Raw genomic sequence first — 22239 nt, 5'->3', positions numbered from 1 at the left:
GTGTCGGGTTACAGGCTCGCCACCGGGAGCCGACTTGATTATCGGCTTCCGGTGCCCGGAATTAAGACCCAAGTGACCGGCGGAGTTCCTCAGGCGATGCCCAGAACCTTGAAAACAAATGCATATTCGAGCGCTACGTCACGTAATCCCTGATAACGCCCGCTCATGCCGCCATGGCCGGCGCCCAGTTCGGTCTTGAGCAGCAACGGGTTGTTGTCGGTCTTGGTCGCGCGCAGCTTGGCCACCCACTTGGCCGCTTCCCAGTACTGCACGCGGCTGTCGTTGTAGCCGGCGATCACCAGGGTTGCGGGATAGGCCTGGGCGGTGACGTTTTCGTACGGCGCGTAGGCCTTGATCCGCTCGTAGACGTCAGGCTCTTCGGGATTGCCCCACTCGTCGTATTCGGTGACGGTCAGCGGCAGATCCGGATCGAGCATGGTGTTGAGCACATCGACGAACGGCACTTCGGCAATCGCCACGCCGAACAGATCCGGGCGCTGGTTCAGCACTGCACCGATCAGCAAACCGCCGGCGCTACCGCCGCTGATCGCCAGTTGCGGCGCGGTGGTGATGCCATTGAGGATCAAGAACTCGGCGCAGGCAATGAAATCGCTGAAGGTGTTTTGCTTGTGTTCCTGCTTGCCGGCGCGATACCAGGCTTCACCCAGTTCGCCGCCGCCACGCACGTGGGCGATGGCGAACGCCATGCCGCGATCCAGCAGGCTCAGGCGGGCGTGGGAGAACCACGGATCGAGGCTCGAACCGTAGGCGCCGTAACCGTAGAGGTACAGCGGCACCGGTTTGCCGAGCATTTCGCGTTTCATCACCAGACTGATCGGCACCAGCGTGCCGTCCGGAGCCGTGGCCCACAGGCGCTGGCTGACGTAGGCGTCGGCGTCGAACGGGCCGAGTACCGGGGTTTCCTTGAGCACTTCCTGTGCGCCGGTAGCGAGGATCAATTGGCGAACCTGGGCCGGGCGATTCAGCGCTTCATAGCGCAGGCGAATGCGGTCGCTTTCGAATTCCAGACTGTTTTGCACGTAGAGGCTGTAGGCCGCGTCCGGCAATTGCACGCGATAAGGCGCCAGGCCGTGTGGGCGCACTTCGATGATCGGCAGCCCGCCTTCGCGCAGGCTCAGGGTCAGGGCTTCGGCGTTGAGGGTCACGCCATCAAGCATCACCGCATCACTGTGCGGGATCAGGTTTTGCCAGTCGGCTTCACTCGGTGCGATGCCGGTGTCCGGCGCCTGATAAAGGGCGAAGTTGATGCCGTCGCGGTTGGTGCGGATGAACCAGGTCCATTCGCCATCGAGCTTGCCGTGGTCGACGTCGTATTCGTGATCCTCGACCCGTGGCGCCAGGCAGGTGAACGGCTGGTGCGGCTGATTGGCATCCAGCGCCCAGACTTCGCTGGTGGTCTTGCTGCCCAGGGACAGCAGCAACTGCTGTTCGGAGCTGGCGCGGTAGCAATGCAGGAAGAAACGTCCGTCCGGCTCGTGGAACACCTCTTCGGCGGCGGTGCCGTCGAGGCGGTAGCGGAACAGTTTGTGCGGGCGATGGGTGTCGTCGAGCACGCCGAAGAACAGCGTCAGGCTGTCGTTGGCCCAGGTCATGCTGCCGTCGCAATCCTGGAATTCCAGTTCGCTGATGCGCTCACTGGCCAGTTCCTTCACGAACAGCGTGTAAATCTCGTCGCCCGAGGCATCGACGCTGTAGGCCAGACGCTGGTGATCCGGGCTGATGCTGAACGCGCCGAGGGAGAAAAAGCCGCCATTGGCCAGGGCGTTCGGGTCGAGCAGCAGTTGCTCGCGGCTTTCGTCGAGGGTCAGGCTGTCGTCGGCCGGGCGCGGGCAGCGGTAGTGGCGCGGGTATTCGTCACCCGCCGTGGTGCGGGTGTAATACAGATACGGGCCCCACGGCGACGGCAGGGACAGGTCGGTTTCGAGGATCCGGCCCTTGATCTCCTCGAACAGGGTTTCGCGCAGCTCTGCCTGATCGGCGGTCTGCGCCTGCTGGTAGTCGTTTTCGGCCTTGAGGTAGTCGAGCACCGCGTCGGTGTCGCGTTCCTGCAGCCAGGCATACGGGTCGGCACCGGCATCCTTGCGGGCAATCGGGGCGCTGGTGACGTTGGCGGATACGGGCATGGAGGGTTCTCGAACATGACAAATGAGGACCGCACGGACGGCGGGGAAGCCTGATGTGCGAAAAGTCGTTACTATAAGCGCCTCTTTGCCTGCCTTGCCATGGACACCATGACCGAGAACGACTATCTGATCGCCTGGGGCCTCTACGCCTTTGCTGCCGTAGGCTGCCTGTTGGTATGGATGCGCATGACCCGCTGGATGTGGCGCTGGCTGCGCGAGCCGCTGCGTGTGCTGATGGCGGTGTTGCTGTTCAGCCCGACCATCATCGATCCGGTGAAGGAAAAATTCGCCCCGGCCGTCGCCATCACGGCGCTGGACCTGGCGTTCAAGGTCGGCAACAACGCCTGGCGGGCGATTTCCGAATTGCTCATGTACGCGATGATCGCGTTCGGCCTGTACCTGATTTTCGTGCTGATCCGCTTCCCGATCGAACGCGCTTCGAAGGCGCGCAAGGAACAGGCCGAGGCCGCCCGTGCCGCCGCCCGTGCCGAAGACGAGCGTGACGGCGATCAACCGTTCGGCGGCGCCGGCGATGATCGTTATGGCCGTCCACCGCTGCCGAGCAATCCGCAGCGCGGGCGCGTCGAGCCGCGTCTGTAATCACGAGAGCCCGCACATGTGTGAACTATTGGGCATGAGCGCCAACGTGCCGACCGATATCGTGTTCAGCTTCACCGGGCTGATGCAGCGCGGCGGTCGCACCGGGCCGCATCGCGATGGCTGGGGCATCGCCTTCTATGAAGGTCGCGGGCTGCGGCTGTTCCAGGACCCGGCAGCCAGCTGCGAGTCGGAAGTCGCCAATCTGGTGCAGCGTTATCCGATCAAGAGCGAAGTGGTGATCGGCCATATCCGTCAGGCCAACGTCGGCAAGGTCTGCCTGTCCAACACCCATCCGTTCGTCCGCGAACTGTGGGGACGCAACTGGTGCTTCGCGCACAATGGCCAGCTCGCCGATTTCACCCCGATCAAGAGTTTCTACCGTCCGGTCGGCGATACCGACAGCGAGGCGGCATTCTGCGATTTGCTCAACCGCGTACGTGCAGCGTTTCCGGAACCGGTCGATATAGAAGTGCTGCTGCCGGATCTGGTCGCGGCTTGCGCCGAATACCGCAGCAAAGGCGTGTTCAACTGCCTGCTCAGCGACGGCGACTGGCTGTTCTGCTATTGCTCGACCAAACTTGCGCAGATCACCCGGCGCGCACCGTTCGGCCCGGCACGGCTCAAGGATGTCGATGTGATCGTCGACTTCCAGGCCGAAACCACGCCCAACGACGTTGTCACGGTAATTGCCACCGAACCTCTGACCGAAAACGAAACCTGGACCCGCTACGAACCGGGCCAATGGAGCCTGTGGCGACGCGGCGAATGCGTCAGCCAAGGCACGACCGAATAAAGGATCTCTCCTCGATGTTGCTCAGTTATCTACGGCTGGTGTTGTTTGCGGCGGGCCTGTTGATCGGTGTCCAGGTGCCGGGTTTCATCAACGATTACGCCAAGCGGGTCGAAGCGCATCTGATCGAGGCGCAGACCGGTCTGCGTGGCTTCCAGGGCACTGCCGAGCAGTTCTTCAAGGGTGATATTCAGGCGCTGGTCGCCCACTATCGCGCCAGCGAGGACCCGGTGTTTCGCAGCGATGCCGACAGCCTGAGCACCTTGCTCAACCGTCAACTGGCGCTGGACAAGCAATTCCAGGCGATGCAAGGGCCGTGGTACATCCGCTTCCTGCAAGTGGTGCTGGCCGCCGATCCGGATATCCGCAAGGAAACCTGGAACGGCTACAGCTACCAGATCCTGCTGACGCCTGAAGCAATGATCTGGGGCATGAGCGGCGCGCTGCTGCTGTCGTTCGGCCTCGAGTGCCTGTTCCGTCTGATCGACTGGGTGGTGCTGGGCGGCAAGCGCCTGCGCCAGAGCCGGCCGATCGAAGACCGGGATGTGCGCGGGCTGTAAACCTCGATGCATCGTTCCCACGCCGTGGGAACGATCAACTCAGAACGATGTAATCCGTGCCCACCTTGCGCGCGTACCCCTCCAGCACTTGCTGACACAACGTCACGATCTCTTCGACCCATTCCACACCCACTCGCCATGACACCACCACTTGCAGAGCGGGTGGCCGTTGGTCGATGTCGAGCAGGGTCAGTTCGCCCCGCGCCAGTTCTTCAGCTACCAGCACTGGCGGCAGAGCGCCAATGCCGAATCCGTCACGCAACAGCCGGGTGATCGCCGACACCGAGTTCACACAGTTCAAGCGTGGCGCCAGCACGCCCTGGGCCTGCATCAGCGCCAGAATGTCCTGATGCGGCCGGGAGTTTTTCGAGTAGGTGATGATCCGTTCCTGCGCCAGGTCGGCGAGGCTCTGGTAGTCGCGGTTGTAGATCGAATTGCTGGCGACGATCCAGCCGATGGGGTGGCTGGCCAGTTCCAGACTGCGCACGCTTTCATGGCGCACCAGATCGGTTTGCAGGATCAGATCGAGAAAGCCTTTTTGCAGTTGATCGCAGAGATTCAGCGAGGTATCCGCCACCAGCTCGATTTCCACCCGTGGGTACAGATCGGTCATCTGCGCCACCAACGGACTGAGCCAGGTGTGAATCACCGTGTCCATTACCCCGATGCGTACCCGGCCGACCTTGCTCGACCGGGTCTCGATGGACTGCTTCAGCGCCTGCATCGTGTCGAGCATCTGCTCGGCATAGTCCAGCACTTTCAGGCCTTCCGGCGTCAGGCTCACACCGCGCGAGTCCCGCACAAACAGCTTCACCCCAAGCTCGCCTTCAAGCACTGCGATCCGGCTGGAGATCGAAGCCTGAGTGGTGAACAGCTTGTCGGCGGTCAGGCGAAAACTCTTCAGCCGGGCGACCCAGACGAAGGTCTCGAGAAACTTCAGGTTCATGGCAACAAATTTTTCTTATGTCTTGGGCGGGTTTTTATTCGTTGGACGCGACCGGGTGACGCACCCAAGAATCGACGCATCCGGTTCCCACGATAGGCGTCGTCGGAGCTTCGAACAAGACCAATAAAAGCCTGCGGAGACATGCCATGAGTGCGCCCGACACCCTCGACCTCCCCAAGACCACGGCCCGTCCCGGACCGTTCGACTGGTATCGCAACATCAATCAGCAGGAGCGTCGCACCTTCTGGAGTTGCAAGATCGGCTACGGCCTGGACGGCATGGACACTCAGATGCTGAGCTTCGTGGTGCCGACCCTGATCGCGATGTGGGGCATCACCACCGGAGAAGCCGGGCTGATTCACACCAGCACGCTGATCGCCTCGGCCATCGGTGGCTGGGTGGCGGGGATTCTCTCCGACCGCATCGGCCGAGTGCGCACCCTGCAACTGACGGTGCTGTGGTTCGCCTTCTTCACCTTCCTCTGCGGTTTTGCCCAGAACTACGAACAACTGTTGATCGCCCGCACCCTGATGGGCTTCGGTTTCGGCGGCGAATGGACCGCCGGCGCGGTGCTGATCGGTGAAGTGATCCGCGCCAAGGATCGCGGTAAAGCAGTGGGCATGGTGCAATCGGGCTGGGCACTCGGTTGGGGGCTGACGGCGATTCTGTATGCGCTGCTGTTCTCGGTGTTGCCACCGGAAGATGCCTGGCGCGCACTGTTCATCCTCGGCATCGTGCCGGCGGTGTTCGTGATTTTCGTCCGTCGTCTGGTGAAAGACCCCGAGATCTACCGCGAGGCGAAAGCCAAACAAACCCCGGACAGTCCGTCGAAGTTCTACGAGATCTTCGCCCCCGGCATGCTCTTCACCACATTCCGCGCTTCATTGCTGACCACCGGCGCCCTCGGCGGTTACTACGCGATCACGTCCTGGCTGCCGACCTTTCTGAAGAACGAGCGCGGCTTGAGCGTACTCGGCACCGGCGGTTATCTGGCGATGGTGATCATCGGTTCCTACGCCGGTTATGTGATCAGCGCCTATTTGACCGACCTGTTGGGCCGCAAGAAGAACTTCATCCTGTTCGCGGTCGGCTCGTTCACCATCGTTCTGCTCTACACCCAATTGCCGGTCAGCAACGGCGTGATGCTGTGGCTGGGCTTCCCGTTGGGCTTCTTCGCCTCGGGGATTTTCAGTGGCATGGGCGCGTTTCTCACCGAGCTGTTCCCGACGCGGATTCGCGGTTCGGGGCAGGGCTTCTGCTACAACATCGGCCGGGCGCTGGCGGCATTGTTCCCGCTGTTGATCGGGCTGCTCAGCCAGAAAGTACCGCTGAGTGTAGGCATCGGTGCTTTCGCGGCAGTGTCCTACGGCGTGGTGATCCTGGCGGCGTTGAGCCTGCCGGAAACCCGTGGCAAGCAACTGGACGCGCAGTAACTGATAACCTGCGACAACGCCCTACGGCATAAAAAGACAAAAGCTACAGGAGTGTTCACCGTGAGCCGCCTGCTATTGAACTGTGACATCGGCGAGAGCTTCGGCAGCTGGACCATGGGTCTGGACGCGGAAGTCATGCCCTTCATCGATTGCGCCAACATTGCCTGCGGCTTCCACGCCGGCGACCCGAGCATCATGCGCAAGACCGTCAGCCTGGCCCTGAGCCACGGCGTGCAGATCGGTGCGCATCCGGCCTATCAGGATCTGGTGGGTTTCGGCCGGCGTTCCATGGCTTACGCCGCCCAGGAACTGCAAGACATCCTGCATTACCAGATCGGCGCACTCGACGGTATTTGTCGTGCCCAGGGTGGAAAAGTCAGTTACGTCAAACCCCACGGCGCAATGTACAACGACATGATGGCCAACCCCGCGCAGTTGCGAGCGGTGATCCAGGCCGTCGCGGCCTACGACCGCAGCTTGCCGCTGATGCTGATGGCCACCCGCGACAACACGGCGGCGCAACAGCTCGGCGACGAATACGGCGTGACCCTGTGGTTCGAAGCCTTCGCCGACCGCGCCTACGACAGTGCCGGCCGACTGGTGTCGCGGCAACTGCCGGGCGCGGTGCATCACGACGCCGAAACCATCATCGGGCAAGCGCTGACCATCGCCCGGGGTGACAACCTCACCGCCAGCGACGGCAGCGCGCTGCACCTGCAAGCCAACACCTTGTGCGTACATGGCGACAACGCCAGTTCGGTTGCGGCCGTGCAGCGCATTCGTCAAGCCTTGAACGAGCAGAGCGCGCCATGAATCCGCGGGTGGAAGTGGTGGCACTGGATTGCCTGATGTTGCGCCTCTTCGATGAAATCGCCGAAACCAACATGCCGTGGATGCTCGCCGCCAGCGAGCGGTTGCGCACGGTGTTCGGCGCACATCTGATCGATCTGGTGCCGTCGTACACCACGTTGATGGTGCATTACGACCTGACCGAATTGAATCCGAGTCAGGCTCGGGAATTGATCGCCGAAGCCTTGATCGACCTGTCGCCGAATGCGCGAGCCGGCGGCCAGTGCCATGTGTTGCCGGTGTGGTACGACCTGAGTGTTGGGCCGGAACTGAGCCTGCTGTCGCAGCGCAGCGGGTTGTCGGTGGAAGAAGTGATCCGCCGCCACAGTGCCCGGGAATATCAGGTATTCGCCCTGGGTTTTGCGCCGGGTTTCGCTTTCATGGGTCTGGTGGAAGAGGTCCTGGCGGCACCGCGTCTGAATACACCACGCAAGAAAGTCGCCGCCGGCAGCGTCGGTATCGCCGAGCGCCAGACCGCAGCATATCCGGTGGTGTCTCCCGGTGGCTGGAACCTGATCGGCCGCACGCCGGCAAAACTGTTCGACCGTGAACGCGATGGCTACAGCCTCATGCAGCCCGGCGATACCGTGCGCTTCGAAGCGGTGAGCCACGCAGAATTCATCAACCTCGGCGGTGATGACACACCTCTGGAGGCACTGTCATGAGCCGACTGACGATTGAAGCGAGCACACCGCTGTGCCTGTTGCAGGACGCCGGGCGGTTTGGCGTACGCCATCTGGGCGTGACCCAGGGCGGCGCGGCGGACTGGCGGTCGATGGCCTGGGCCAACTGGCTGCTGGGCAATGGCCTGGATCTGCCGGTGATCGAAATCACCCTTGGCGGGTTTGCGGTGGTGGCGGAGGACGACTGTCTGCTGGCGCTGGCCGGTGCCGATCTGGGTGCGCAGATTGACGGTGAAACGCTGGCGCCGTGGCGCAGTTTCAAGTTGCGCAAAGGGCAGACCTTGAAGTTCACCCAGCCATTGCTGGGGGCTCGAGCCTACCTGGCGGCGCCCGGTGGTTTCACTGCGCCGAAAGTGTTGGGCAGCAGTGCGACGGTGGTGCGCGAGGAACTCGGTGGTCTTGATGGTTTTGGTTTGCCATTGGCCAAGGGCGCAAGCCTGAGTTATCAGGGTGAAACCCTGCTGGTGCATGAGGTCCCGGCACAACATCGACCGGATCTGCGCCTCGACGCGCCGCTGGATCTGGTGCTCGGCGCGCAGATCGGTCAGTTCAGCGGGCAGAGCCTGTTCGATGCGTTCAACAGTCATTGGACGCTGGACAGTCGTGCCGACCGCATGGGCATTCGCTTGCTGGGCACTGCTTTGCAGTATCAGGGTCAGCCGATGATTTCCGAGGGCATTCCGCTGGGCGCGGTGCAGGTGCCGCCGGACGGGCAGCCGATCGTGTTGCTCAATGATCGGCAGACCATTGGCGGGTATCCGCGATTGGGTGCGTTGACGCCGTTGGCGCTGGCCCGATTGGCACAGTGTCTGCCGGGAGCGAAGGTCAGATTGCGTCCGGTGGTGCAGGAGGTCGCGCACCGGGAACATGTCGAATATCTACAGCGCTTTATTTAACGCTAAAATCATCGTCGGAACGCCGCCCGGAGCAGGCTCGCTCCCACCTTTGGAAATGCGTTCCCCTGTGGGAGCGAGCCTGCTCGCGATAGCGTCAGTCCTAACACTGATTACTTGGACAGAAACCGCATCCCTTCTTCGAGCCCGCGCAACGTCAGCGGATACATCTGATCCTCGATCAAATCCCGCACGATGTTGGTCGACGAGGTGTAGCCCCAGGTGTCTTTCGGGTACGGATTGATCCAGATGAGCTTCTTGTACTTCTCCATGAAGCGTTGCATCCACACGTAACCCGGCTCTTCGTTCCAGTGTTCGACGCTGCCGCCGGCCTGGGTGATTTCATAGGGCGCCATGGCGGCGTCGCCGATGAAGATCACTTTGTAGTCGGCGCCGTATTTGTGCAGCAGGTCCTGGGTCGAGGTGCGCTCGGAGGTGCGGCGCATGTTGTTCTTCCACACCGACTCATAAATGAAGTTGTGGAAGTAGAAGTACTCCAGATGCTTGAACTCGGTCTTGCAGGCCGAGAACAGTTCCTCGCAGATCTTCACGTGGGCGTCCATCGAACCGCCGATGTCGAACAGCAGCAACAGCTTCACCGTGTTGCGCCGTTCCGGGCGCATCTGGATGTTCAGCAGGCCGGCGTCCTTGGCGGTGTGGTCGATGGTCCCGTCGATATCCAGCTCTTCCGCCGCGCCCTGTCGCGCGAATTTACGCAGGCGACGCAGGGCGACCTTGATGTTGCGGGTGCCCAGCTCCACGGAGTCGTCGAGGTTCTTGTACTCGCGCTGATCCCAGACTTTCACCGCTTTGCCCTGGCGCTTGCCGGCGTCGCCGACCCGGATGCCTTCCGGGTTGAAACCGCCGGAGCCGAACGGGCTGGTGCCGCCAGTGCCGATCCATTTGTTGCCGCCGGCGTGGCGTTCCTTCTGTTCTTCCAGGCGTTTCTTGAACTCTTCGATCAGCTTGTCCAGGCCGCCAAGGGACTGAATCTGCGCGCGTTCCTCGTCGGTCAGCGAGCGCTCGAATTCCTTGCGCAACCAGTCTTCGGGAATCAGCGCCTGCAAGTGATCGTCGAGCTTTTCCAGGCCATTGAAGTAGGCGCCGAACGCCCGGTCGAACTTGTCGAAATGCCGTTCGTCCTTCACCAGGATTGCCCGGGACAAGTAGTAGAACTCGTCCATGTCGGCGAAGGTCACGCGCTGTTTCAGCGCGTTGATCAGGTCGAGCAGCTCGCGCACCGAGACCGGCACCTTGGCTGCACGCATTTCATTGAACAGGTTGAGCAACATGGCGTCAGCCTCTTAGCGGGTGCCGCGACGGCTCATGAACGCCAGGCGTTCCAGCAGTTGCACGTCCTGTTCGTTCTTCACCAGTGCACCGGCCAGCGGCGGGATGGCCTTGGTCGGATCGCGTTCGCGCAGCACCGCTTCGCCGATGTTGTCGGCCATCAGCAGTTTCAGCCAGTCCACCAGTTCCGAGGTCGATGGCTTCTTCTTCAGGCCCGGCACCTTGCGCACGTCGAAGAACACGTCCAGCGCTTCGCTGACCAGGTCTTTCTTGATGTCCGGGTAGTGCACGTCGACGATTTTCTGCAGGGTAGTGCGGTCGGGGAAGGCGATGTAGTGGAAGAAACAGCGGCGCAGGAAGGCGTCCGGCAGCTCTTTCTCGTTGTTGGAGGTAATGATGATGATCGGACGTTTCTTGGCCTTGATCGTCTCGTCGATCTCGTAAACGTAGAACTCCATCTTGTCGAGTTCTTGCAGCAGGTCGTTGGGGAACTCGATGTCGGCCTTGTCGATTTCGTCGATCAGCAGAATCACGCGCTCTTCGGACTCGAACGCCTCCCAGAGCTTGCCCTTCTTCAGGTAGTTGCGTACGTCGTGGACTTTTTCATTGCCCAGTTGCGAATCGCGCAGACGGCTGACCGCGTCGTACTCGTACAGGCCCTGATGGGCCTTGGTGGTGGACTTGATGTGCCAGGTGATCAGCTTGGCGCCGAACGATTCGGCCAGTTGCTCGGCGAGCATGGTCTTGCCGGTGCCCGGTTCGCCCTTGACCAGCAGCGGCCGCTCCAGGGTGATGGCGGCGTTGACCGCCAGCTTCAGGTCATCGGTGGCGACGTAGGCCTGGGTGCCTTCGAACTTCATCTGCTAATCCTCGAACGGTAACGCCGACCTGAACGGGCAGGGCGGGGGCGAAATAATCGGATGCCCGACTATAACGCGCGGCCCGGTCGACTGTGAACGCAGACGGCTTATTCAGTCTCTGAATGGGGCGTCACATGTTGACTCAGTTTCGGCACGGGGCCAGTATTCAGGTATCGCCGATTTGGCGATAGCCTCCGGGCATGACTACCAAATACCGATTTCGCGAAAAATACCGCATTCAGTTGCGCGAGAAGGATCACCCGCCACCCCATGTTCACCTGACCGGTGGCGGAGTGGATGTGATGCTCAGTCTGGAAACCGTCGAGGTCATGATGGGCAAGGCACCGCCGCTGATCGTCAAGGAAGCGTTGGCGTGGGTTTCGGCCCATCAGACGCAATTGCTGGAGGACTGGAAACGATGTTACCCATGAAGAGGCCACGGTTGGCGGCAGTGCAGGCACTTGCAGGTGCTTGTTTGTTGCTGACCTTTATAGATGGCCAGCAGATGATTCTGGATTTGAGCCGCGATTTGCAAACTTATCCGGGACTCGCACCGTTACTGGATGCCGCCGTATTCGCAACAGCCGTTCTGGGTGATGACGGCTGGAGCGTGGAATGGCTGGAGCCGGATATCCAGATTGGTGCCGATACCTTGTATCGGGACGCGCTCGCGCAAAATGCTCCGGACGAAAACACACGGATCTTCATGGATTGGCGCGCTCGCACCGGTTTACCACTCAATGAAGCAGCCGAAGCGTTGGGTGTCAGTGCCCGTAGCATCAGCCGCTACAGTAATGGCCGGGAAATCGTGCCGCGGTCGTTGGCCCTGGCCTGTCTGGGTTGGGATTCGTTGCAGGAGAAACCTGCACTGATCGCAGCAGAGAACACTGGGCGCTACATCGTCAACCGTAAAACTTAACCCGCATCCGGCTTCGGCCGTTCATACCGGGCATTGAATGCCTGGATGAATCCATTGCGCAAAATCTGTAAAAACGCTTCGAATGCGCTGATATCTTGCTGATGGACGCTGCCGCTGAGTTCGACCTTGGTTGCGAACTGGTTTTTGGCCTGGTTTTTCAGCACGGTTTCAGTGCCGCCGACCAGTGCCTCCCAGACTGAGCGGAAGATGCTTTTGTTCTTGTTTTCCACGTCCTGCTGCCAGTTGAACACTTCAACGTCGCGCAGCAACGGCTTGATATATCCGGTGAGCTGGGCCTTTTTGGCCTGGGCTTCGATGACCACGTCGCCGTGGCCGGCGTTGAAGTCGAATTTGCCGTAGGCCGAGGCGAAGTCGTTCATGCGTTTGAGTTCGAGGTCGCGGGCACGCAGGCGAAATTCGAAATCCTCGAAGTTGCTCAGCGGGTCGAACGTGGCGGAGGTTTCCAGCGGCGCCTGACCGAGCAGCAGGGCCTTGCCTTCGAAGCGGGCATCGCGTTTGCCCTTGGTGTCCACGACGTTGGTCAGGTTGTAAATACTCGCCTCGACGTTCGTGGCATTCATATTTACAGGCGGCTTGGAGTTGAAGTTGCGGAAGCTGATGCGACCATCGTGGATCTGCACTTCATCGAGGGTGATCGGCAGCAGCTTGCCCAATTGTGCGCGCCAGTCGGTGCCTTTACCGGTCTGGGAGTTCTGTTTGTTGGCACCGCCATCGACGAAGTTGACCTCGGGATTGAAGAACTTCACCTGGGCCACCACCGCATGGTCGTACCACAGTGAATGCCAACTGACGGACAAGTCGATCAATGGCGCGTTGACGAACGGCACTGGCACCTTGCCGTCGACCTTGACGATCTTCAGGCCGTTGATCTTGTACGCGCCACGCCACAGGGCTAGATCGACATCGGTGATCTGGCCACGGTAGTCGCCCATGTTGGCCAGCTTGTCATTCAGATAGTCGCGCACCAGGTACGGCAGGGCGATGTGCAGGGCGATCAGCAGTACGACGACAGTGGCGAGGATCCACAACGGCCAGCGGTAGCGACGCTTCATGGTGGCAATTCCCGAACGGTGTTAAGCGATTGACTGCCGGCGGTTGCAGACGTTCGACCCGACTGGACTGGCAGGAGCAACAGGCTTACCTTGGAGAGCTGAATTCAACGCTGCACAAGGACCCAGCCATGAGCCGTATTTTTGCTGACAACGCCCATTCCATCGGCAATACGCCGCTGGTACAGATCAATCGCATTGCGCCCCGTGGCGTGACCATTCTGGCCAAGATCGAAGGTCGCAACCCGGGTTACTCGGTGAAGTGCCGGATCGGCGCGAACATGATCTGGGACGCCGAAAGCAGCGGCAAACTCAAGCCGGGCATGACCATCGTCGAGCCGACTTCGGGCAATACCGGCATCGGCCTGGCCTTTGTGGCGGCTGCTCGCGGTTACAAACTGATGCTGACCATGCCGGCCTCGATGAGCATCGAACGGCGCAAGGTACTGAAGGCGCTGGGTGCCGAACTGGTGCTGACCGAACCTGCCAAGGGCATGAAGGGCGCAATCGAAAAGGCTGCCGAGATCGTTGCCGGCGATCCGGGCAAATATTTCATGCCGGCCCAGTTCGACAACCCGGCCAACCCGGCCATCCACGAAAAAACCACCGGCCCGGAAATCTGGAACGACACCGACGGTGCCATCGACGTGCTGGTGGCGGGCGTCGGCACGGGCGGAACCATCACCGGTGTGTCGCGGTATATCAAGAACACCGCGGGCAAACCGATTATCTCGGTAGCGGTGGAGCCGGTGTCCTCGCCGGTGATCACTCAGGCGCTGGCCGGTGAGGAGATCAAGCCGAGCCCGCACAAGATTCAGGGTATTGGTGCCGGTTTTGTGCCGAAGAACCTGGATTTGTCGATGGTGGATCGGGTCGAGCGCGTCACCGACGATGAATCCAAGGTCATGGCGCTGCGTTTGATGCAGGAAGAGGGGATTCTGTGCGGCATCTCCTGCGGTGCGGCGATGGCCGTGGCGGTGCGCCTGGCGGAAACACCGGAAATGCAGGGCAAGACTATCGTGGTGGTACTGCCGGACTCCGGTGAGCGTTATCTGTCGAGCATGTTGTTCAGCGATCTGTTCACCGATCAGGAGAACCAGCAGTAAGCGTCCCGTTGATTCAGATCAGCCAGGGTTCAGGCTCGTTATGTTAATTAGTGCTTTGTTGCGCAATTCTTAACACTGAATCTTGGGTCGGGCGGGTTTTTCCCGGAGCCGGTAGTGTTTATCATGGCCGGCCGCCATGTCGGGTAAATGGCATTGCGTGGCGTTGTCTTTTTTCAAGGAGTCGTTGATGACCTTTTCGTTGGCCGCCAAGGTGTTGGTGTTGCTGCTGTTCGTGAGCAGCATCCTCTACGTGCATTTGCGCGGCAAGGCGCGTTTGCCGGTGCTGCGCCAGTTCGTCAACCATTCGGCGCTGTTCGCTCCGTATAACGCCTTGATGTATCTGTTTTCCGGCGTGCCGTCCAAACCGTACCTGGACCGCAGCAAGTTCCCGGAACTGGATGTGTTGCGCGACAACTGGGAGACCATCCGCGACGAAGCGATGCACCTGTTCGACGAGGGTTACATTCGCGCTGCCGAGAAGAACAACGACGCCGGTTTCGGCTCGTTCTTCAAGAAGGGCTGGAAGCGTTTCTACCTCAAGTGGTACGACAAACCGCTGCCATCGGCCGAGACCCTGTGCCCGAAAACCGTGGCACTGGTTAGCGCCATTCCCAATGTCAAGGGTGCGATGTTCGCGCTGTTGCCGGGCGGCAGTCACTTGAACCCGCACCGTGATCCGTTTGCCGGTTCCCTGCGTTATCACCTGGGGCTGTCGACGCCGAACTCCGACGATTGCCGGATCTTCGTCGACGGTCAGGTCTACGCCTGGCGTGATGGTGAAGACGTGATGTTCGACGAGACTTACGTGCACTGGGTCAAGAACGAAACCGAACAGACTCGCGTCATCCTGTTCTGTGACGTCGAGCGTCCGCTGAGCAACCGCCTCATGACCCGCATCAACCGCTCCATCAGCGCTTGGTTGGGCCGCGCCACCGCACCGCAGAACCTCGACGACGAGCGCGTCGGCGGGATCAACCAGGCCTATGCCTGGACCAAGAACTTCAGCGACCGGTTCAGCGGCGTGGTCAAGCAGTGGAAACGCCGCAATCCTAAGGCCTACCGTGTGATGCGGCCAGTGCTGGCAGTGGTGGTGTTGACGTTGCTGGGGTATTGGTTGTTTGGTTGAGGCTGGATGCAGACAATAAAAAACCGCTCGTTTGAGCGGTTTTTTTCTTTCTGAATCAGGGACGGCCAGCCAGCAAGCTTGGTTCATCGATAGCGGTACCTGTTGCAATGATCTGTAAGAGCTGCCGTTGACTGGCTGTCAATACCGTCGGATCAGAGTCACACTTCATTGCGTGCGCTTTTTTCTTTCTGGGGGATTTTTTTATTTCTTTGCGCATGTTCCCACCTTGGTTGATCAATATTTGAGCGCTTTTCACAATACTAGCCTCCCTACTGTTTTGACAAGGCGACCCTCGCTATCCAAACCGAAGCCGAGTTGTTCGTAAATGGGTATTGCTCCCTGGAATGGCTCTTGAGCCTCGATCAAACTGCTTCCAATGATGCGGGCGTATTGCTCGATAGCCAGAACGGATAACGGTGCAACACGGTTCTTCAACGGATGGGGTTCTCTTCGCCGTCCCTCAAGACGTACGATTCGAATGCGTCGTCGACTTTTATTCGGGTTGGCAAAACACAGTCCGCACAGTTCAGATTCAAACCAGATTGCGATGTCGAGAGCGAGAGGTTCGCGTGCTTTCCATCCAATGACGTCTATCCATGAAAAATGCGGGTTCTCCCAACATCCAAAAGCACTCAGCGCCAACGAGTCGATAGGTTCGAAACGTACTTTCGACAGGTCAAGAGTTGTGGGGCCAGCCATCTCCAGGTCAATCTGGAGTTGAGTTGTGGCAATGCTGGCAAGCTTCCTGGCTTGCGATTTGTACAACTGATACCGCAGATGATTCCGTTCCCTTGGCATGTGATCTCGCGCATTCCATGTCCCCTATCGATGGTCGTTGCAATTGCTAATGAGCCTATGCGCCTGCTTCCAGCCTGTCGCTAGCGGCCCTTTGCCCAACTCATTGCAATCCATGTCGCAGGCTGGTTATAGTCGGCGCCTGTGAGTCCCACGACTCACCTTTCAATCCCTCGAAAAAGATCAGCCCAGATGCCTGCATCCCTTATCAACGCGGTAGTCGATTCAGCGGTCAACGCTGGCGTCGTGCCGTGCGGGAATCAGCAGCCTGTGCAGATCAGCCATTACCCTCCACCTGTCAGTAGCACGCCGGTGTGCGCAGTCGTATCACCGCCGGGCGTTGGCGTTTCGGGCTGATCAGCGTTTTCTGCTGACCCCTGTGCCCGCCTGAAAAAAAACTACTGAATTTCAGCTTCGGCTGAGTTGGCTATTTGCCTGACTACAGGTGGTATTCATGTTTGTCCTTTCGAAAAAGTCCGCGCTCGCGGCGGCGTCCACGAGCCTGTTCGTTCTGCTGTGGAGCAGCGGAGCGATCTTCTCCAAGTGGGGGCTGGCCCACGCTTCGCCCTTTGCCTTTCTGCTGATCCGTTTTGTGATTGCCCTGTGTGGGCTGGTGCTGCTGGTGCCGTTGCTCAAGCTGAGACTGCCCAAGGGCGGCCGGCCGATGCTGTATGCGATGGCTACCGGGGTGGTGCTGTTGGGCGCTTATCAGATCTTCTATCTGCTGGCGCTGGACCTGAAGGTCACCCCCGGGGTGATGGCGACCATCATGGGCGTACAGCCGATCCTCACGGTGGTGATCATGGAGCGGCAGCGCTCGGCGAGCCGGATCTTCGGTCTGGCGTTGGGGCTGGCCGGTCTGATCATGGTGGTTTACCAGGGCATCGGTCTGGCCGGGATGTCGCTGGCAGGGATGCTGTTCGGGCTGCTGGCGCTGGCGAGCATGACGTTCGGCTCGATCATGCAGAAGCGCATCACCGACAATCCCCTCGGTACGCTGCCGGTGCAGTATCTGGCGGGACTGTTGCTGTGCGGGATCTTCGTGCCGTTCCAGCCGTTCCACTTCGAGCACAGCGCCGGTTTCATCGTGCCGGTGTTGTGGATGGGACTGGTGGTTTCCGTGCTGGCAACGTTGCTGCTGTATCGACTGATCGCCCGGGGCAATCTGGTGAATGTCACCAGTCTGTTCTATCTGGTGCCGGCCGTGACGGCGGTGATGGATTATCTGATCTTCGGCAATCGCCTGGCCGCGTTGAGCGTGTTGGGGATGCTGTTGATCATCGTCGGTCTGGTATTCGTGTTCCGTAAGTCGGCGTAACAGCCGCACATAAAAAAGGCCCGGGAGGAAACTCCCGGGCCTTTTTGCATCTGTCGATCAGCGAGTCGCGACTTCTGCCGGTTTCACCGCCGCCGGCTTCAGTACCAGCCACAACGCAATCGCGATCAACACTCCGCCATACACATGGGCCATCGACAGCGGTTCGTCGAGAAACAGCGCGCCCCACAACACGCCGAACGGCGGGATCATGAACGTCACGGTCATCGACTTCACCGGCCCGATGGAACTCAGCAGACGGAAGTAGATGATGTAGGCAAACGCGGTACAGCCCAGACCCAGGCCCAGCAGCGACAGCCAGACGTTCCAGCCACCCCAGCTCACGGGTGGCTGGGCGATGACGCTGTAGCCGAACAGCGGCAACAGGAACAGTGTCGCACCGAGCATGCTGCCCAGCGCTGAAAGACGGCTGTCGAGCCCGCCGGCCTGATCCAGCCAGCGCCGGGCGAGGAAACCGGCGAAGCCGTAGCAGGTTGTTGCGAGCAGGCAGGCGACGGCACCCATCAACAGCGGCAGGTCGAACGCGACCGGGCCGGCGCGGGTCAGCACGCCCACGCCGAGCAGGCCAAGGAAAACCCCGGCCAGTTTGGCCACCGTGAGTTTTTCACTGAAGAACAGCCCGCCGATCAACACGCCCATCAGCGGCGTGGTGGCATTGAAAATTGCGGAGTACCCGGCCGGCAGCACCTGCGCGGCGACGGAATACAGGGTGGCCGGAACGCCGGAGTTGATCACCCCCAGCATCATCACGGTCTTGAGTTTGCCTTTGAAATCCCAGTTGATGCGCATCAGACCAAGGATCACCAACAAACCGACGGCCGCAATCGAGACCCGGAAAAAACCGGTCGGAACGGTGCCGATCGCGGGGGCGATGATGCGCATGAACAGGAAGCTCGCACCCCAGATCGCAGCCAGCGACAACATACGGAAAATATCGACAGGGCTCACGGGCAACTCCTTCCTTGATGGGGACGAGAGTGTTGCCGAGCGCCCTGACGATGGCAACCGCTAATCGGGCATTTAATTTCCCCGTCAGAGCACGAAGCGCGTCACCAGCCCGTTGAGGTCGACGGCCAGGCGCGACAGTTCCTGACTGGCGGCAGAGGTCTGGGTCGCGCCAGCGGCGGTTTGCGTGGACAGGTCACGGATGGTCACCAGGTTCTCATCGACTTCCCGGGCCACCAGCGCCTGTTGTTCGGCAGCACTGGCGATCACCAGGTTGCGCTGGTTGATCTGTGAGATCGACGCTGTGATTTTCTCCAGTGCATGGCCGGCGCTGTTGGCCCGGCGCAAGGTCTGGCTGGCCTGTTCGGCGCTGCTTTGCAACGCGCCGACGGTGGCACCGGTGCCTTGCTGGATGCTGCTGATCATCAGCTCGATTTCTTCGGTGGAGTTCTGCGTGCGCTGGGCCAGCGAACGGACTTCATCGGCAACGACTGCAAAACCACGTCCTGCCTCGCCGGCCCGCGCGGCTTCGATGGCGGCGTTGAGCGCCAGCAGGTTGGTCTGGCCGGCGATGCCGCGAATCACTTCCAGCACCTTGCTGATGTCCTGGGCCTGGGTCGCCAGGCCCTCGGCCTGTTCGGACGCACCGAGCACCGCGCTGACCAGTTCCTGAATCGAACTGATGGTCTCACTGACCTGCACATGCCCGTGCTTGCTGTCCTCGTTCGAGGCTTCGGACGCTTCGGCGCTGGACACCGCGTTGGCTGCGACTTCATCCACCGCTGTGCTCATCTCGGTGACGGCCGTGGCGGCCTGTTCGATCTGGTCGTTCTGCTGTTGCAGGCCGCGAGTGCTCTGTTCCATCACCGAACTCATTTCCTCGGCAGCGGAGGCCAGCTGCTGGGCTGACTCACTGATACCGCGAATGGTTGAGCGCAGATTGCCCTGCATCTCGGCCAGTGCTGTGAGCAGTTGCGCGGCTTCATCCCGGCCGTCGCTGTCGATGCGGCCGCTGAGATCACCGGAGGCAATCCGTCGGGCCACGCTCAGCGCCTGATTGATCGGCGCGGTGATGCTGCGGGTCAGCAGCCAGGCCAGCAGCAATGTGGCAATCAGGGCGATGACGATGATTGTCGCGACGATCCACAGTGACTGCTGATAGGTCGCGGCAGCGGATTTTGCGGCGGCATCGGCGCCTTGCTGATTGAGGGTGATCATTTGCTCCAGGGTCTTGTCGAGCACGCTGCCCTGAGGCGCCAGTTCAGTGGTCAGCCGCGTGTAGGCCTGATCGTTCTGCCCGGCGTCGATCTGTCTGATGATCTGGTCGAGGATGCTCAGGTACTTGGCGGTGTCGGCGCCCAGACTTTCCAGCATCGCCCGTTCCTGATCGTTGGCGATCAGGGCTTTGTGATCGTCGAGGCGCTTGAGCAACTCCTGACGTTGCGCCGTGAGAATGCCTTTGCTGCGTTCGCGCACGGCGGCCTGAGTGCTGGTGATCAGACGCAGGGATTCGAGGCGGATGCTGGCGATGTTCGCCGCTGCGTCATGGATGCTTTCGATGCTGGGCATCCACGATTCTTCGATCACCGCTGCGCTTTCACGCAGGGCCTTCATCTGGCCCAGACCGAACAGGCCAACCACCATCAGCAGACTGGCCAGAACGGCAAAACTCAAACTGGCGCGCAAACCTATGCGCAGATTCCGGATAGACATCAATGTGCTCCTTGAACGTTGAGAAAGAGGGCGTCCTCGTGGGCCGAGGATCTTGTTGTGAGGCGGGTGATGGCGGGCTGTATATCAAAGTGCCATCACCTTGGTAAGGTCACTGCGCAATCAAGGTCACGGGCGATGGGCAGGAATGCGCAGGCAGGGCAAAGCCGCGGAATAGAGATGTCGTTGCTTGATTGGATCCGAAACCCAGAGAATTCGCGGGCTGGCGCCGAACGGCGGGAGCGACCGGTTGATGTGTTTGCTGACCGAACGGTCGATTAAAAAAACTTTGATAAAAACTGTGTCGCTGTACAACGCCGTCGCGGATTTGGCAGAAATTACGCTTCTCCTGCCCCCGGTTCCGTGGCTAAGCTCAGGCCTTCGAGCACAGATTCTTCAATTCCCGCAGAGGTCTCATCTATGCCGCAGCAATGGCCAGCCACCGACATCGCCCGAATGATCCTCGATGGCTTTGACGATTACCGCGAGCATTTCCGGCGGATCACAGACGGCGCCCGGGAGCGTTTCGAACAGGCGCGCTGGCAGGACACGCAAACCGCGTCGGCGGCGCGGATCAACCTCTACGAAGACAAGGTCAACGAAACCGTCGCGCGTCTGCGTGAGCATTTCGAGGCGGACACGCTGATGGAGGTCAGTTGCTGGCCGCTGGTGAAAAGCGCCTACATCAGCATCATCGACCTGCGCTTCGACGATGAACTCTCCGAGACCTGGTACAACTCGATTTTCTGCGGCCTGTTCAGCCACGACCTGATCAGCGATGGCTGCATGTTCATCCACACCACCCGGCCGAGCCTGCGTCGCGCCCGGGCCGCACAGACCCGCACCTACAAGCCGCAAGGTCAGTTGTCGGGCATGCTCGCGAGCATCTTTGCCGATTACCGATTCAGCGAGGATTACGCCGATCTGTCCCGGGATCTGCAGCGCCTTGAAGCGCAACTGCGCGAGAACCTGCCGGACTGGGTGTGCAAGGACCCGGAGCTGAGCGTCGAGCTGTTTTCCTCGGTGCTGTACCGCAACAAGGGCGCCTATCTGGTGGGGCGCATCTACACCAACGACGACCAGTGGCCGCTGGTGATTCCGCTGCTGCACCGCGAGGGGCGGGGGATTCAGATCGACGCGCTGATCACCGACGAAGCGGATGTGTCGATCATCTTCTCGTTCACCCGTTCGTATTTCATGGTGGATGTGCCGGTGCCGGCGGAGTTCATTGGCTTCCTCAAGCGCATCCTGCCGGGCAAGCACATCGCCGAGCTGTACACCTCGATCGGCTTCTACAAGCACGGCAAATCCGAGTTCTATCGCGCGCTGATCAACCACCTGGCCAATACCGACGACCAGTTCATCATGGCCCCGGGTGTGCGCGGCATGGTCATGAGCGTGTTCACGCTGCCGGGTTTCAACACCGTGTTCAAGATCATCAAGGACCGTTTCTCGCCATCGAAAAACGTCGACCGCGCCACGGTGATCGAAAAGTACCGACTGGTGAAAAGCGTCGACCGCGTAGGGCGCATGGCCGATACCCAGGAGTTCGCCGACTTCCGTTTTCCCCTGAGCAAATTCGATCCGGCGTGTCTGGCGGAGTTGCTGGAAGTCGCGCCGTCCACGGTGTCGCTGGAAGGCGAAACCGTGCTGATCCGCCACTGCTGGACCGAACGCCGGATGACTCCGCTGAACCTGTATCTGGACAACGCCAACGAAGCCCAGGTGCGCGAGGCGCTGGAGGACTACGGGCTGGCGATCAAGCAACTGGCGGCAGCCAACATCTTCCCCGGCGACATGCTGCTGAAGAACTTCGGCGTCACTCGCCATGGCCGGGTGGTGTTCTACGACTACGACGAGATCTGCTTTCTCACCGAAGCCAACTTCCGCCACATCCCGGCACCGCGCACGCCTGAGGACGAAATGGCCTCCGAACCGTGGTACTCGATCGGGCCGCTGGATGTGTTCCCCGAGGAGTTTCCGCCGTTTCTGTTTGCCGATGCGGCTCAGCGCAAACTGTTCGATCAACTGCATGGCGAGTTGTATAACGCCGATTACTGGAAGGGGTTGCAGGAGGCGATTCGGGCCGGAAAAGTCATCGACGTCTTCCCGTATCGGCGCAAGGGCCTGGATAACGAGTAACGGCTTTCCCTCATCGGAACGCCGCCCGCCCAGCCCTCCCGA

Annotated in this window: 22 protein-coding genes; 13 read left to right on the top strand and 9 right to left on the bottom strand. The window is 60.5% G+C overall.

The genetic code is table 11. The features are described from left to right. Positions 1-89: 89 nt before the first annotated feature. Positions 90-2144 carry a S9 family peptidase gene (locus tag OQ248_RS03315; RefSeq protein ID WP_265812014.1) on the bottom strand — a complete coding sequence of 685 codons (2055 nt, stop codon included), beginning with the start codon at positions 2142-2144 and terminating at the stop codon, positions 90-92. 99 nt (positions 2145-2243) lie between these two features. Between OQ248_RS03315 and OQ248_RS03310 the strand changes: the two genes are divergently transcribed. Genes OQ248_RS03310 through OQ248_RS03300 form a run of 3 tightly spaced genes read left to right on the top strand, consistent with a single transcriptional unit; the run spans position 2244 to position 4094 of the window. Next, positions 2244-2744 (top strand): MFS transporter, encoded by a 501-nt coding sequence (locus OQ248_RS03310; protein ID WP_085710282.1) that lies wholly within the window; start codon positions 2244-2246, stop codon positions 2742-2744. A 16-nt stretch (positions 2745-2760) separates the two neighbouring features. Continuing rightward, positions 2761-3537 (top strand): class II glutamine amidotransferase, encoded by a 777-nt coding sequence (locus tag OQ248_RS03305; RefSeq protein ID WP_003222625.1) that lies wholly within the window; start codon positions 2761-2763, stop codon positions 3535-3537. A gap of 14 nt (positions 3538-3551) precedes the next feature. Beyond that, the gene (locus OQ248_RS03300; RefSeq protein ID WP_007956487.1) at positions 3552-4094 is read left to right on the top strand and encodes a DUF2937 family protein; all 543 of its coding nucleotides are present in this window, start codon (positions 3552-3554) and stop codon (positions 4092-4094) included. Positions 4095-4128: 34 nt separating this feature from the next. Here OQ248_RS03300 and OQ248_RS03295 read toward each other — a convergent pair whose 3' ends face one another. Beyond that, positions 4129-5040, bottom strand: coding sequence for a LysR family transcriptional regulator (locus tag OQ248_RS03295; protein WP_192553062.1), 912 nt, complete (start codon positions 5038-5040; stop codon positions 4129-4131). A gap of 146 nt (positions 5041-5186) precedes the next feature. Between OQ248_RS03295 and OQ248_RS03290 the strand changes: the two genes are divergently transcribed. From OQ248_RS03290 to OQ248_RS03275, 4 genes are read left to right on the top strand one after another with little or no spacing between them, the layout of a single operon-like run. Further along, positions 5187-6473, top strand: coding sequence for an MFS transporter (locus OQ248_RS03290; protein WP_085710290.1), 1287 nt, complete (start codon positions 5187-5189; stop codon positions 6471-6473). A 60-nt stretch (positions 6474-6533) separates the two neighbouring features. Continuing rightward, positions 6534-7286: a 5-oxoprolinase subunit PxpA gene (locus OQ248_RS03285; RefSeq protein ID WP_265812013.1), complete on the top strand. Its 753-nt coding sequence runs from the start codon at positions 6534-6536 to the stop codon at positions 7284-7286. Continuing rightward, entirely contained in the window at positions 7283-7987 is a 705-nt protein-coding gene (gene pxpB / locus OQ248_RS03280; protein WP_265812012.1) for a 5-oxoprolinase subunit PxpB, read from the top strand. Before OQ248_RS03285 ends, pxpB begins: the two co-directional genes overlap by 4 nt. Further along, entirely contained in the window at positions 7984-8901 is a 918-nt protein-coding gene (locus OQ248_RS03275) for a biotin-dependent carboxyltransferase family protein (protein WP_265812011.1), read from the top strand. The genes pxpB and OQ248_RS03275 overlap by 4 nt, the downstream gene beginning before the upstream one ends. 110 nt (positions 8902-9011) lie before the next feature. Here OQ248_RS03275 and OQ248_RS03270 read toward each other — a convergent pair whose 3' ends face one another. Both OQ248_RS03270 and OQ248_RS03265 read right to left on the bottom strand, forming a co-directional pair. After that, complete coding sequence (locus OQ248_RS03270) at positions 9012-10190, bottom strand: VWA domain-containing protein (RefSeq protein ID WP_007956512.1); 1179 nt, start codon at positions 10188-10190, stop codon at positions 9012-9014. Positions 10191-10202: 12 nt separating this feature from the next. After that, the gene (locus OQ248_RS03265) at positions 10203-11048 is read right to left on the bottom strand and encodes a MoxR family ATPase (protein ID WP_007911294.1); all 846 of its coding nucleotides are present in this window, start codon (positions 11046-11048) and stop codon (positions 10203-10205) included. Positions 11049-11248: 200 nt separating this feature from the next. Between OQ248_RS03265 and OQ248_RS03260 the strand changes: the two genes are divergently transcribed. Both OQ248_RS03260 and OQ248_RS03255 read left to right on the top strand, forming a co-directional pair. Next, on the top strand, positions 11249-11479 hold the full coding sequence (locus OQ248_RS03260; RefSeq protein ID WP_064594177.1) for a DUF4160 domain-containing protein: 231 nt from the start codon (positions 11249-11251) through the stop codon (positions 11477-11479). Continuing rightward, complete coding sequence (locus OQ248_RS03255; RefSeq protein WP_265812010.1) at positions 11467-11967, top strand: helix-turn-helix domain-containing protein; 501 nt, start codon at positions 11467-11469, stop codon at positions 11965-11967. The genes OQ248_RS03260 and OQ248_RS03255 overlap by 13 nt, the downstream gene beginning before the upstream one ends. Here OQ248_RS03255 and OQ248_RS03250 read toward each other — a convergent pair. Next, complete coding sequence (locus tag OQ248_RS03250; protein ID WP_265812009.1) at positions 11964-13040, bottom strand: DUF748 domain-containing protein; 1077 nt, start codon at positions 13038-13040, stop codon at positions 11964-11966. The genes OQ248_RS03255 and OQ248_RS03250 overlap by 4 nt on opposite strands. Positions 13041-13168: 128 nt before the next feature. On the opposite strand from OQ248_RS03250, the gene cysK reads away from it, so the two are divergent. Both cysK and OQ248_RS03240 read left to right on the top strand, forming a co-directional pair. Further along, on the top strand, positions 13169-14143 hold the full coding sequence (gene cysK, locus OQ248_RS03245; protein ID WP_265812008.1) for a cysteine synthase A: 975 nt from the start codon (positions 13169-13171) through the stop codon (positions 14141-14143). Positions 14144-14330: 187 nt separating this feature from the next. Then, positions 14331-15269 (top strand): aspartyl/asparaginyl beta-hydroxylase domain-containing protein, encoded by a 939-nt coding sequence (locus tag OQ248_RS03240; protein WP_085710304.1) that lies wholly within the window; start codon positions 14331-14333, stop codon positions 15267-15269. Between the two features lie 55 nt (positions 15270-15324). Here the strand turns inward: OQ248_RS03240 and OQ248_RS03235 are convergent, their stop codons facing one another. Together OQ248_RS03235 and OQ248_RS03230 are read right to left on the bottom strand one after the other, a co-directional pair. After that, positions 15325-15486 (bottom strand): hypothetical protein, encoded by a 162-nt coding sequence (locus OQ248_RS03235; protein WP_248738017.1) that lies wholly within the window; start codon positions 15484-15486, stop codon positions 15325-15327. A 35-nt stretch (positions 15487-15521) separates the two neighbouring features. Next, complete coding sequence (locus OQ248_RS03230; RefSeq protein WP_265812007.1) at positions 15522-16067, bottom strand: hypothetical protein; 546 nt, start codon at positions 16065-16067, stop codon at positions 15522-15524. Positions 16068-16518: 451 nt separating this feature from the next. Here OQ248_RS03230 and OQ248_RS03225 point away from each other — a divergent pair, with 451 nt between their 5' ends. Further along, positions 16519-17382 carry a DMT family transporter gene (locus OQ248_RS03225; protein WP_265812006.1) on the top strand — a complete coding sequence of 288 codons (864 nt, stop codon included), beginning with the start codon at positions 16519-16521 and terminating at the stop codon, positions 17380-17382. A 57-nt stretch (positions 17383-17439) separates the two neighbouring features. Here OQ248_RS03225 and OQ248_RS03220 read toward each other — a convergent pair whose 3' ends face one another. Next, positions 17440-18348: a DMT family transporter gene (locus tag OQ248_RS03220; RefSeq protein WP_265812005.1), complete on the bottom strand. Its 909-nt coding sequence runs from the start codon at positions 18346-18348 to the stop codon at positions 17440-17442. 84 nt (positions 18349-18432) lie between these two features. Next, entirely contained in the window at positions 18433-20058 is a 1626-nt protein-coding gene (locus OQ248_RS03215) for a methyl-accepting chemotaxis protein (RefSeq protein ID WP_265812004.1), read from the bottom strand. A 417-nt stretch (positions 20059-20475) separates the two neighbouring features. Between OQ248_RS03215 and aceK the strand changes: the two genes are divergently transcribed. Continuing rightward, complete coding sequence (gene aceK, locus OQ248_RS03210; protein ID WP_265812003.1) at positions 20476-22197, top strand: bifunctional isocitrate dehydrogenase kinase/phosphatase; 1722 nt, start codon at positions 20476-20478, stop codon at positions 22195-22197. Positions 22198-22239 lie beyond the last annotated feature (42 nt).

Origin of the sequence: Pseudomonas sp. COW5, from assembly GCF_026240005.1 — a bacterium.
GTDB classification, from domain to species: domain Bacteria; phylum Pseudomonadota; class Gammaproteobacteria; order Pseudomonadales; family Pseudomonadaceae; genus Aquipseudomonas; species Aquipseudomonas kribbensis.
Note: the sequence above shows the minus strand (reverse complement) of the source record. Positions and strands in the feature narration are given on the sequence as shown.